Annotated in this window: 12 protein-coding genes; 1 reads left to right on the top strand and 11 read right to left on the bottom strand. The window is 64.3% G+C overall.

All coding sequences use genetic code 11. The features are described from left to right. Positions 1-751: 751 nt before the first annotated feature. From parC to rpoZ, 11 genes are all read right to left on the bottom strand, one after another. Positions 752-3,010 carry a DNA topoisomerase IV subunit A gene (gene parC, locus BLV07_RS30160; RefSeq protein ID WP_091893230.1) on the bottom strand — a complete coding sequence of 753 codons (2,259 nt, stop codon included), beginning with the start codon at positions 3,008-3,010 and terminating at the stop codon, positions 752-754. Positions 3,011-3,071: 61 nt separating this feature from the next. Next, positions 3,072-3,356, bottom strand: coding sequence for a hypothetical protein (locus BLV07_RS49045; RefSeq protein ID WP_091893228.1), 285 nt, complete (start codon positions 3,354-3,356; stop codon positions 3,072-3,074). Positions 3,357-3,456: 100 nt separating this feature from the next. Continuing rightward, complete coding sequence (gene recO, locus BLV07_RS30150) at positions 3,457-4,209, bottom strand: DNA repair protein RecO (RefSeq protein WP_091893226.1); 753 nt, start codon at positions 4,207-4,209, stop codon at positions 3,457-3,459. 140 nt (positions 4,210-4,349) lie between these two features. Beyond that, positions 4,350-4,730 carry a hypothetical protein gene (locus BLV07_RS30145; RefSeq protein ID WP_091893224.1) on the bottom strand — a complete coding sequence of 127 codons (381 nt, stop codon included), beginning with the start codon at positions 4,728-4,730 and terminating at the stop codon, positions 4,350-4,352. Between the two features lie 21 nt (positions 4,731-4,751). Next, positions 4,752-5,678 (bottom strand): GTPase Era, encoded by a 927-nt coding sequence (gene era, locus BLV07_RS30140; RefSeq protein WP_091893222.1) that lies wholly within the window; start codon positions 5,676-5,678, stop codon positions 4,752-4,754. Then, positions 5,668-6,489 (bottom strand): ribonuclease III, encoded by an 822-nt coding sequence (gene rnc, locus BLV07_RS30135; protein WP_091893220.1) that lies wholly within the window; start codon positions 6,487-6,489, stop codon positions 5,668-5,670. Before rnc ends, era begins: the two co-directional genes overlap by 11 nt. Then, positions 6,486-7,250, bottom strand: coding sequence for a signal peptidase I (gene lepB, locus BLV07_RS30130; RefSeq protein ID WP_091893218.1), 765 nt, complete (start codon positions 7,248-7,250; stop codon positions 6,486-6,488). The genes rnc and lepB overlap by 4 nt, the downstream gene beginning before the upstream one ends. A 249-nt stretch (positions 7,251-7,499) precedes the next feature. After that, entirely contained in the window at positions 7,500-7,919 is a 420-nt protein-coding gene (gene acpS / locus BLV07_RS30125) for a holo-ACP synthase (RefSeq protein WP_091893216.1), read from the bottom strand. Next, positions 7,916-8,668, bottom strand: a complete 753-nt coding sequence (locus tag BLV07_RS30120; protein WP_091893215.1) for a pyridoxine 5'-phosphate synthase — start codon at positions 8,666-8,668, stop codon at positions 7,916-7,918. Before BLV07_RS30120 ends, acpS begins: the two co-directional genes overlap by 4 nt. Before the next feature lie 46 nt (positions 8,669-8,714). Next, positions 8,715-11,000, bottom strand: coding sequence for a RelA/SpoT family protein (locus BLV07_RS30115; RefSeq protein ID WP_091893214.1), 2,286 nt, complete (start codon positions 10,998-11,000; stop codon positions 8,715-8,717). A 207-nt stretch (positions 11,001-11,207) separates the two neighbouring features. After that, the gene (rpoZ, locus tag BLV07_RS30110; RefSeq protein ID WP_007603391.1) at positions 11,208-11,600 is read right to left on the bottom strand and encodes a DNA-directed RNA polymerase subunit omega; all 393 of its coding nucleotides are present in this window, start codon (positions 11,598-11,600) and stop codon (positions 11,208-11,210) included. Between the two features lie 327 nt (positions 11,601-11,927). Here rpoZ and BLV07_RS30105 point away from each other — a divergent pair. Next, positions 11,928-12,285 (top strand): LabA-like NYN domain-containing protein (locus tag BLV07_RS30105; RefSeq protein WP_143035527.1); only part of this gene is annotated, 358 nt, incomplete at its 3' end.

The following is a 12,285-nucleotide window of genomic DNA, read 5'->3' as shown; positions in this document are numbered from 1 at the left end:
CGACGACACGACGCTGACAGCGTCTTCGCATGGTTTCGGGGGCGAGCACACGCCACCCCTCGGATTCCCAGCGAAGACGTGCGCGGACGGAGAAGTCGTGTGGTCCTGACGCCCGGGGTCTGTGCGTCAAGCCCTGCGGTGATGCCCGCGGCCCAACCGGGTCGGCACATCAGCCATCTGCAGTGCGACGGGGGCAATAGTGCATCGCTCCCCGGGGAGAGCACGAAGGACACCGTTAAAACCATTCGCGCAGGGAAGGCCGGGCGACCGGCTACACCTGTGGTCCACCCCGTGTGCATTTCTAGAGCGCACGGACCTGCGGGTGCCAGCCGGCGCCCGGCCTTCCCTGCGCCCTTGTCTTTTTCGAGGGCGTCACATGCAGCAAAACTCGGGCGAGACGCGCCGCGAGAACGCGAACGCTCGCGCGCTATTTGAAATGTGAATTGCAGAGCGATGGCCTCACCGCTTGCTCCGTCATTGCGAGGAGCCCTTGCGACGAAGCAATCCAGAGTCCCTCCGCGGAAAGATCCTGGATTGCTTCGCTACGCTCGCAATGACGGTGTGGAGAAAGGTGCGCACAATACTCTCTCTTGCCCCGGACGCAGTGCAGCGCCCCCGGCGATGCGAAGCATCGTGCGGTGCGGTGCGCTGCAGAGCCGGGGCCCATGTCTCCGAGCAATCCGTGCAGCGTGGGTCCCGGCTCTGCGCAGCAGCGTTGCACGCTGCAGCGCGTCCGGGACACGGGACCGCCCTACCCGATCACCCGGCCGAACTTGTTCGACTTCGGAAAACCCTTCGGCGGCAGGCGGCCGGCATCGGCGCGGGTGCCTTGCCATTCGGCGAGCTCCTTCATGGTCGCGGAGAATTCGCGACCCGCGGAGTCCTTCCAGGTCAGGCCGGCCTTGGCGTCGAAGACCGCAACGTCGGAGAGGCCGCCGTCCTTGTATTTCTGCAGGCGCACGCCGCGGCCGCGGGCCATCTCCGGGACCTGGTCGAGCGGGAAGATCAGCATCTTGCGGTTGTCGCCGATGACCGCGACGGTGTCGCCAAGCACCTCGGTGATCGCACGCGCCTCGTTCGGCATGTCGACGTTGAGCACCTGCTTGCCCTTCTTGGTGGTGCCGACGCAATCGTCCTCGTTGACGACAAAACCCTGGCCCTCGTGGCTCGCGACCAGGAATTTGCGTCCGCCCTTGTTGACGAACAGCGCAACGGGCGCCGCCTCCTGCTCGAGGTCGATGAACAGGCGGATCGGCTCGCCATGACCGCGGCCGCCCGGCAGCTTGGCAACATCGAGCGAGTAGAACTTGCCGTTGGTAGCGAACAGCAGCAGCTTCGACGTCGTCTCGGCGAAGAAGGCGAAGCCGAGCTTGTCGTCCTGCTTGAAGGCAAGCCCGGAGAGATCCTCGACATGGCCCTTCATGGTGCGGATCCAGCCCTTGTCGGAGACGACGACGGTGACCGGCTCGCGCTCGACGAAGGCCTCCTCGATCGCGGCGAGATCGTGCTCGGGCGCGTCGGCGAAGGTGGTACGGCGCTTGCCGAGCGGCGTCTTCGGTCCGAACATGTCACGGACCTTGCCGACCTGCTCGCCGACCTTCTTCCACTGCTCGGCTTCGGAGGCGAGCACGCCTTCGATGCCCTTTAGCTCCTTGCGGAGATCCCTGTCCTCGTTGCGGATCTCCATTTCCTCGAGCCTGCGCAGATTGCGCAAACGCATATTGAGGATGGCCTCCGCCTGGATCTCGGTGAGCTTGAACGCCTTGATCAGGGCCGGCTTCGGCTCGTCCTCGGTGCGGATGATCTTGATCACCTTGTCGAGGTTCAGATAGGCGACGAGATGACCGCCAAGGACTTCCAGCCGGTGCTCGATCTGCGCCTTGCGGTAGTTGCTACGGCGGATCAGCACGTCGCGCAGATGATCGAGCCATTCGCGCAAGCACTCCGCGAGCCCCACGACCTTGGGAATGCGGCCCTTGATCAGCACGTTGAGGTTCAGCGGAATCTTGCTTTCGAGCTCGGTCAGCCGGAACAGCGATTCCATCATCAAGGCGGGATCGACGTTCTTCGACTTCGGCTCGATGACGAGGCGAACGTCTTCAGCGGACTCGTCCCTGATGTCGCCGACCAGCGGCAGCTTCTTCTGGTCGAGCAGCTCGGCGATCTTCTCGACCATCCGCGACTTCTGCACCAGATACGGAATCTCGGTGACGACGACGACCCAGGTGCCGCGCGCACCCTCTTCCTGTTGCCACTTGGCACGGACACGGAACGAGCCGCGGCCCGTAGTGTAAGCCTCCGCAATCGCCTGCTTGGAATCGACGCAGATGCCGCCGGTCGGGAAGTCCGGGCCCTTGACCCATTTCAGCAGCGCCTTGGATTTCGCGTCGGGCTTCTCGATCAGGTGCAGCGCGGCATCGCAAAGCTCGGCGGCGTTGTGCGGCGGGATCGAGGTCGCCATGCCGACCGCGATTCCTTGCGCGCCGTTGGCGAGCAGATTCGGGAAGCCGCCCGGCAGCACGATCGGCTCTTTCGACTGGCCGTCGTAATTGGCGCGGAATTCGACGCCGTCCTCGTCGATGCCCTCGAGCAGAAGCCGCGCGACGTCGGTCATGCGCGCTTCGGTGTAGCGATAGGCGGCCGGGTTATCGCCGTCGATATTGCCAAAATTGCCCTGGCCGTCGACCAGCGGGTAACGCGAGGAGAAATCCTGCGCGAGGCGGACCATGGCGTCGTAGATCGCCTGGTCGCCATGCGGATGGAACGAGCCCATCACGTCGCCGACGATTTTTGCGGATTTCTTGAAGGCCGTGCCGGGGTCGAGCCGAAGCAGGCGCATGCCGTAGAGGATGCGCCGGTGCACCGGCTTCAGGCCGTCGCGTGCGTCCGGCAGCGCACGGTGCATGATGGTGGAGAGCGCATAGGCGAGATAGCGCTCTTCCAGCGCGTCACGCAGCGGCACCTCGTGAATTTCGGCCGGTTCTTCCGGCGGAACGATTCGTTTTCCCATGCCGCCCGGTTAAACCGTGGAAGCGAATCGGGCAAGGATCGATTGGTTCCCTGTGGGCGGCCTACTGGCCGGCCCAGCCGGCTGTGACAGGCTGTGTCTTGGCTTGGCCAGGGGCTTGGGCCGGCGGCGCGTTGGTCACACAGCGGCGGGCGGCGTCGATTTCGGCCTCGGTCGCTCCGTGAGACCGCGCCCATGCCTCTGCGGCCGCAGCAGAATATTTGGCCACATAGTACCGGACGACCGTGCAGGACGCCCGGCGAAATACGCCAGGTTGCGGCTCGCCGGCCATTGCATCAGGCGCAAACGCGAGCAGCGCCGCGGATAAGGCGAATCCCCTGATCAACATTTAGGCTGTCCCCATTGTGGAACCCGCGAGCCAATTCCGGCCGGCCTGATTTGGTTCCCGGAAAATCTATGCTGGTTGGCAAGGCAGAAAGGCGATTTCATCATGGCGCCGGGATTGCCGCCCTCGCCTGTTGCCGCATCAAGGCGTTGATGAAGCCGGCGCGCGCGTCGGAATGGCCCTGGCCGCGCGGCTCGAGCACGTGGCGCAGCAGGAACAGACCGGTGAGCCGAAAACCGTCCAGGAGATCCTGCTCCGTGAGATCGGTCTGCACCTCGCCCTGGCGCAGGAATGGCGGCAGGCGCAGCAACCGGTCGCGCCACGGCTCGCCCGCGCCGCGCGACACCGCGCCGCCGGATTTGGGCGAGACATAGATCAGGTCCGTGGTCTCCCCAGTCACCGCACAGTTTTCCAGCGCGAGCCCAAAGCCGAGCTCGGCGAGCATCGCCAGCTCGAAATGAATGACATGCACGCCGGCGCCGCCGATATCGTCGAAATCGTCGAGCGAATGTTCGAGCAGCGCAAAGATCGCCTCATGCGGATCGCGCTCGGGCAGCAGCCGCGCAATCGAGGCCAGATGGGTGACGCCGTAGACCCCGTGCGACGATGCCAGCAGCGTCGCTGCGCGCAGCTTCAATCCCTCGATCGCATAGGTGCCGAGATGCTCGTCGAGCCGCGCCCGCCACACCGCACTGACGCTGTTCCCCGGCTGCAAAAGCGGCCGCATCCGCGAGCCGGCGCCGCCGCGGACGAGACCGAGATGGCGGCCATGCGCGCGCGTCAGCAGCTCGACGATGGCGCTCGACTCGCCATGCCGCCGCACGCCCAGCACGATGCCTTCGTCGGTCCATTCCATGGGAAGGAAGTGTAGCCCATTCGAGGGGCCGTAGGGTGGGCAAAGCGAAGCGTGCCCACCGATTTTGATCCATGGCCAAACTTGGTGGGCACGGCGCGCAAGGGTGCGCCTTTGCCCACCCTGCGGCACCGCGTGAAACTTCACGCGTTGAACCAGCCCTGCGCATCCCCGGTGAAGGAGAAATACAGTCCCATCGTGGTCAGCACGCAGGAGACGACCTCGATGGCGCTGTCGAGCTGCATGCCCTTCTCGCCGATGATCTGGCCGAGCGAGATCACCGACAGCACGAGGGCTGCCGCGAGCACCCAGCGCGGCCAGTTCTTGCGCCAATGCGCAGCGAGCCAAACGAAATAGACCAGCAGCAGGATCATGCCGCCGGCGAGCAGCGTCGCCGTCGTGATCATCTGCTCGGTCATCTCGGCATTGGGCGTGCGATCCTGCACCGCGACCGACAGTGCATCCAGCATCAACGATGCATAGAGCAGCGCTTCGAAGCGCCGGACGTTGCTGGGCACGCTCATCGGATACCGATCTTTTCTTGGCTATTCCTTGGGGAAATCCAGCCCCATCTCGCGATAGCGATCGGGATCATCGCCCCAGTTCTCGCGCACCTTGACGAACAGGAACAGATGCACCGGCACATCCAGGATCTGCATCAGCTCCTTGCGCGAGTCCGCACCGATCGACTTGATGGTGGCGCCGCCCTTGCCGAGCACGATCTTGCGCTGGCTTTCGCGCTCGACGAAGATCGTCTGCTCGATGCGCACCGACTTGTCCTTGCGCTCCTCCCACTTGTCGGTCTCGACCGTGGACTGGTAGGGCAATTCCTGGTGCAGCTTCTGATAGATTTTCTCGCGCGTGATTTCGGCCGCCAGCTGCCGCATCGGCGCGTCCGACATCTGGTCCTCGGGATAGAGGAATGGGCCTGGCGGCACCATCTCGGCCAGCGTCGTGCGGATGTCGTCGACGCCGTCGCCCGAGATTGCCGCAATCATGAAGGTCTTCGCGAACTTCATGCGCTCGTTGGCGGCCTGCGCCAGCGCTAGCAGCTTCTCGCGCTGGACCAGATCGACCTTGTTGATCACCAAAATCTTCTCGTGGTTGACGCTGGCCGCCTTGGCGAGGATCGCCTCGGCCTCCTCGTCGATACCTGTCTTGGCATCGAGCAGCACGCAGACGAGATCGGCATCATGCGCCCCGCTCCAGGCGGTCGAGACCATGGCGCGGTCGAGCCGACGCTTGGGCAGAAAGATGCCGGGCGTGTCGACCAGGATGATTTGCGCGTTGTTCTCGATCACGATGCCGCGGATCAGCGCGCGCGTGGTCTGCACCTTGCGCGAGACGATCGTGACCTTGGCGCCGACCAGCGCGTTGACCAGGGTGGACTTGCCAACATTCGGCGCACCGATCAGCGCAACGAAGCCGCAGCGCGTTGCGGTGGGCGCCTCGCCCCTTGCTTCAGCCGTCATTGCCGCCGCCGACGCCTTCGCGTTCGATCATCACTGAAGCTGCCACCTTCTCTGCCGCGCGCTTGCTGCCGCCGATGCCTTCGGCCGGGGCCAATCCCGGCAGGTCCACCGCGACGCGGAACTGCGGATCGTGGTGCGGGCCGGTGCGCTCGACCTCGCGGTAGACCGGGGTCGGCAGCCCCTTCCCCTGCGCCCATTCCTGGAGCACGGTCTTGGGGTCGCGCAAGGGACGGCGCGGCTTGTGCATGCGCTCGGTCCAGTTGCGCCTGACGAACTCGGCTGCCGCCGCATGGCCGCCGTCGAGGAAGATGGCGCCGATCACGGCCTCGCAGATGTCCCCGAGCACGCTCTTGCGTAGACGGGCGTCGGCGCTGGGGCCGACCGAGCCGAGCTTGATGTCGTCGACGAGGCCGAGCGATTTTGCAACGTCGGCGCAGCTCTCCTTGCGCACGAGCTCGGCAAGCCGCTTGGACAGCTCGCCTTCGTCGGCGTTCGGGAAGGCGTGGTAGAGCATGTCGGAGACGACCAGGCCGAGCACGTGGTCGCCGAGGAATTCCAGTCGCTGATAGCTGTCGCCGCGCTTGCGCCCGGACTTCAGCGCCGAGACATGCGTGATCGCCTGCATCAGGAGGTTCGGATCAGTGAAGCTGTGGCCGATGCGCGCCTCGAGCGCCGCGTTCGCATCAGTGCCTTTGGCCTTGCTGCTTCGCGTCCGCTTCTTCTTCGCGGGCGTTTTGATCGCAGCTTCGCCATCGGGGGCGCCTTGCGCCTCCGTCGGTGGGGTCGCGATGTCCTTGGCTTCGTCTTTCATCGAACGATTTTGAAGAAACGATTCCAGCGCACCGCCCACGGCCAGCGCCAGAACATCCAGGCATGCTCGCCTTCGGCGATGGAGAAGAAGATCATCTGGGCGCGGCCGATCAAATTCTCCTGCGGCACATAACCGACTTGGCCGAGGAAGCGGCTGTCGGTCGAGTTGTCGCGGTTGTCGCCCATCATGAAGAAGTGGCCCTGCGGCACCGTGTAGACGTTGGTGTTGTCCATGTAGCCGTTATCGGCGCAGTCCAGCGTCTCGTAGGACACGCCGTTCGGCAGCGTCTCCTTCCAGCGCTTCACCCGGGAGATGCCGCCACCTTCGGAGCCGCAGGGATCCTCGCCAACGAACTCGCTCATGCGCTGCCGCTCGACCGGGGTGTCGTTGATGTAGAGCAGACCGTCCCGCATCTGGATGCGGTCGCCGGGAAGACCGATCACGCGCTTGATGTAGTCGGTGGAATCGTCCTTGGGCAGGCGAAACACGACGATGTCGCCGCGGTTCGGGTCCGAGCTCCAGATCCGCCCGGAGAACAGCGGCGGTGAGAACGGGATCGAATAGTGGCTATAGCCGTAGGAATATTTCGAGACGAACAGATAGTCGCCGACCAGCAGCGTCGCCTTCATCGAGCCGGACGGGATGTTGAACGGCTGGAACAGGAACGTACGGATCACCAGCGCGATCAGCAGAGCGTGGATCACGACCCGGATCGTTTCGCCGACGCCGCTCTCAGTTTTCGTTCCCGAAGTCACGCTCATTGCTCTCTCAATTCCGGCCGGCGATCACAGAGCGCCCTCCTCCCGCGAACAGCCCATCGGTTCGCGGCCCAAGGAGATTGTCCTGATTCTGATAGTGAGGGCCAATTCCGACGTAAAGCCGAATTCACCCAGCCTGATTTGCGTCGGCGGACTTTTAGACCGTTGTCGGAGACCACGCAATCAAGGATCGCATCAAAATTGCATAAGACGTTGGTATTTCAAACGAATTATGAGATTTACCGGATCCTGTCAGGGCTTGGCCGGCGGAACGGCGGAAATGATGACGAAGGCCTGCGCGAGCGGCCAGTCGTCGGTGATCGACACATCGATCCGCGCCTCGAACCCCTCCGGCGTCAGGGCCTGAAGCCGGGCCAAGGCGCCGCCGGTCAGTTGCATGGTCGGCCGTCCCCCCGGCAGGTTGACCACCCCCATGTCGCGCCACCAGACGCCGCGCCTGATGCCGGTACCGAGCGCCTTGGAGCAGGCTTCCTTGGCGGCAAAGCGCTTGGCATAGGTCGCCACCACCATCTTCTCGTTCTTGGCCCGCCGCTCCGCCTTGGCCCGCTCGGCGACGGTGAAGATGCGGTCGAGGAAGCGCTCGCCGTGGCGCTCGATCACCTTGGCCACGCGGGTGATGTCGATCAGATCCGAGCCGACGCCGATGATCATGCCCGGCTCCGGCCGCGGTCCATCGCCGCGCGCATGCTGCGCACGGTCTCGGCCAGCCCCACGAACAGCGCCTCGCCGATCATGTAATAGCCGATATTGAGCTCCATGATCTCCGGCAGGGCCGCGATGGTCTCCGCCGTCGCATAGTCGAGCCCGTGGCCGGCATGAACCTCCAGCCCGGCAGCCTTGGCCAGCTTCGCCCCCGCCACGATCCGCTGCCATTCGGCTTCGGCCTTGTCGGTGTGGCCATCGACGACGGCGTCGCACCAGGCGCCGGTGTGGATCTCGATGACAGGCGCGCGCAGCTGTGCCGCCATCTCGATCTGCGCGGGGTCGGCGGCGATGAACAGCGACACCCGGATGCCGGCATCGTTGAGCCGCGCGATATAGGGCGCGAGCGCATTGTGCTGGCCGACGACATCCAACCCGCCCTCGGTCGTCACCTCCTGCCGCCGCTCCGGCACGAGGCACACCGCATGCGGCTTGGTGGCGAGCGAGATGCGCATCATGTCGTCGGTCGCCGCCATCTCGAAATTGAGCGGCTTGGAGATCTCGGCCTTCAGCCGCGCCATGTCCTCGTCGCGGATGTGCCGACGGTCCTCGCGCAAATGCGCCGTGATGCCGTCGGCGCCGGCCTCGATCGCCAGCAGTGCGGCGCGGACCGGATCAGGATTGCGCCCACCGCGCGCGTTACGCAGGGTTGCGACATGGTCGACATTGACGCCGAGGCGGAGCGGAAGTGTGGGCATTTGCAGGACTCACGAAATCAGGGCGATAGACGCAGACGCTAAGCGTCTATCCATTAACACGTTCGACGCGGGCGACGACCGCCTTGGCGCGCAACTGGGCGAGGATCGCGCTCAAATGCTTCAGATCGTAGACTTCGAGGTCGATCGTCGTCTCCGTGAAATCAGGTGAGCGGCGCTGCATGCTGATGTTGTCGATATTGCCGTCGTGCTCGGCGATCACCGTCGCGATCTGTGCCAGCGCGCCGGGCTCATTGACGTTCTCGACCTTGATGCGGGCCGGGAAGCGCTGCGGCGCGGAGTCCTCGATGTCCCAGCGCACGTCGAGCCAGCGCTCCGGCTCCTCCTCGAAATCCTTCAGGGCCGGCGCCTGGATCGGATAGATCGTGATGCCCTCGCCCGGCGTGACGATACCGACGATACGGTCGCCGGGCACGGCGCCGCCGTTCGGCGCGAACTTCACCGGCAGGTCGGAATTGATGCCGCGGATCGGGATCGCGACCGGGCTGCGCGGCGACTCCGACGACTTCTCCTTGAGCTTGGCGGCCAGCCCCTTCTTGGCGCCATAGCGCGCGATGCGCTCCTCCTTGTAGTCGGGATACATCGCGCGCGCGACGTGGGAGGCCTTGATCTCGCCGCGGCCGACCGCCGCCATGACGTCCTCGATCGAGGTCCGCGCCAGCCGCGGCAGCGCGCCCTTGAGCTTGTCGTCGGCGTATTCGATCTTGGCCCGCTCGAACAGGCGCTCGACGATGCGCCGGCCAAGGCCAACATATTGATCGCGCACGGCGGTGCGCGTGGCGCGGCGGATCGCGGCGCGCGCCTTGCCGGTGACCGCGAGCGTCTCCCAGGCAGATGGCGGCGCCGACTGCGCTTCCGAGGTCAGCACCTCGACCTCGTCGCCGTTCTGGAGCTCCGAAGACAGCGGCGCAAACTTGCCGTTAATCTTGCAGCCGACCGCGCTGTTGCCGACGTCGGTATGCACCGCATAAGCGAAGTCGATCACGTTGGCATGGCGCGGCAGCGCGATCAGCTTGCCCTTCGGGGTGAAGCAGAACACCTGGTCGTGGAACAGCTCGAGCTTGGTGTGCTCGAGGAATTCCTCGGGATTGGCGCTCTCGGAGAGGATGCCGATGGTGTGGCGCAGCCAGGCGAACGCGTTGGACTCGCGCTTGAGGAACTCAGTCGGCGAGCCGACGCCTTCCTTGTAGAAGACGTGCGCGGCGATGCCGCGCTCGGCGATCTGGTCCATCGCCTCGGTACGGATCTGGAGCTCGACGCGCTGGTTCCCGGGGCCGATCACGGTGGTGTGGATCGAGCGGTAGTCGTTCTGCTTCGGCGTCGAGATGTAGTCCTTGAAACGCCCCGGCACGACCGGCCAGGTGGTGTGGACGATGCCGAGCGCGCGATAGCAGGCTTCGATGTCACTCACGACGAGGCGAAAGCCGAAGATGTCGGACAATTGCTCGAAGCCGACCGACTTACGCTCCATCTTGGTCCAGATCGAGAACGGCTTCTTGCGCCGGCCATAGACCCGCGCGCCCAGCCCGCGGTGGCGCAGATTGTTGGAGAGCTGGTCCTCGATCTCGCCGATCAGATTGCGGTTACGCTCGGCGAGCGCGTCGAGCCGCTGCATCACCACCGAATAGGCCTCGGGATCGAGGGTGCGGAAGGACAAATCTTCCAGCTCCTCGCGCATTTCCTGCATGCCCATGCGTCCGGCCAGCGGCGCATAGATGTCGAGCGTCTCCTCGGCAATGCGCCTGCGCGATTCCGTCGGCACGAAGTCCAGCGTGCGCATGTTGTGCAGGCGGTCGGCGAGCTTGACCAGAAGCACGCGGACATCGTCGGCAATGGCCAGCAGCAATTTGCGCAGGTTCTCGGCCTGCTTGGCCTCCCGCGACACCAGCTCCAGCCGCTTCAGCTTGGTCAGGCCCTCGACCAGCGCGCCGATCTCGGGCCCGAAGATCTGGTCGATCTCGGCCCGCGTCGCTTCGGTGTCCTCGATCGTGTCGTGCAGCAGCGCAGCCACGATGGTGGCGTCGTCGAGCTTGAGGTCGGTGAGAATCGCTGCCACTTCGAGCGGGTGCGAGAAATAGGGGTCGCCCGAGGCGCGGGTCTGCGAGCCATGCGCCTTCATCGCATAGACATAGGCGCGGTTGAGCAGGTCTTCGTTGGTGTTGGGGTTGTAGGACCTGACGCGCTCGACGAGGTCATATTGACGCATCATGCGTGCGCGTGGCTTCGCCGGGCGCGGCACCGGCGCAGTCGGGGCCACGGCAACCGATTCGGTTGCGGCCTGCATCTGCATTGGTTTCCAGCGCCGATACACCATGCCGTCCTGCCTTCAAACGGACCCGGAGGCGGCCCGTTGTATACATCTTAACGCTGATCCCGGGCGCGTCCGATCAATTCGGTGACAGGGCGCGGCGCGAACCGACAACGCTATGGTAACCACGAAAACACCAACAAAAGCAAAGGCCCGAACAACGGTTCGGGCCTTGATAAGATCACAAGAGGTCGATGATTACGACGGGACGATCTACTCGTCCTCCTCCGGCTGTTCCTCGGGCGGCGCGAGGCCTTCGAGACCCTTCAGGAGCTCCTCTTCGGTCATGCGTTCGACGGCGACCTCGGTGTCGTCCGCATCGACGCTCGCCCCCGCGGAACCGATCAGCGGCACCGTATCGGGCTCGGGCTCGTCGACCTCGACGAACTTCTGGAGCGAGTGCACCAGCTCCTCGCGGAGGTCCTCCGGCGAAATGGTGGTCTCGGCAATTTCGCGCAAAGACACAACGGGGTTCTTGTCGTTATCGCGGTCAACCGTTAGTTGTGAACCGGACGAAATCATGCGGGCACGGTGGGCGGCCAGCAGGACCAGGTCAAAGCGGTTGTCGACCTTGTCGATACAATCTTCTACGGTGACGCGAGCCATGGCCTGTCGCTCCGTTGTGGGTGGGACGAAATATGTGGATGATCGGGGCTAGTTATAGGGACCGGGCCGATTTCGCAAGGCCAATTTGTGATTTGGCCTCGCCAAACGGCTCTGATACCCCCACATTAGGGCTGGGATGGGTGATTTGCCGGGCTGCCATCGAAGTTAGCGCCGGGCGTGTGGACCGCCATAACTATACCTTGATTGCCCCGACTTCTCCGGATTTGCGGTTTCGACGGGTTTCGACGGCGCCTTAAGACCTGCGCGGCTCGCTGCCGCCGCGCCAACAATAAACGATCAATCACGAGCACTACGCGAGCAAACTGAATGTCACTTTCTCCTACCAACAAGATCGCGCTCTTCATCGACGGGGCCAATCTCTACGCGACGGCGAAAACTCTGGGCTTCGACATCGATTACAAGCGCCTGCTGAAGGAGTTTCAGAGCCGCGGAACGCTGCTTCGGGCGTTCTACTACACCGCCATCATCGAGGATCAGGAATACTCCTCGATCCGCCCGCTGATCGACTGGCTGGACTACAACGGCTACACCGTCGTCACCAAGGCGACCAAGGAATTCATCGACGCCTCCGGCCGCCGCAAGGTCAAGGGCAACATGGACATCGAGCTTGCCGTCGACGCCATGGAGCTCGCCGAGCATATCGACCAGATGGTGCTGTTCTCGG

The organism is Bradyrhizobium sp. Rc2d (assembly GCF_900099855.1).
Classification (GTDB): domain Bacteria; phylum Pseudomonadota; class Alphaproteobacteria; order Rhizobiales; family Xanthobacteraceae; genus Bradyrhizobium.
This window is presented reverse-complemented; position numbering and strand designations above follow the sequence as displayed.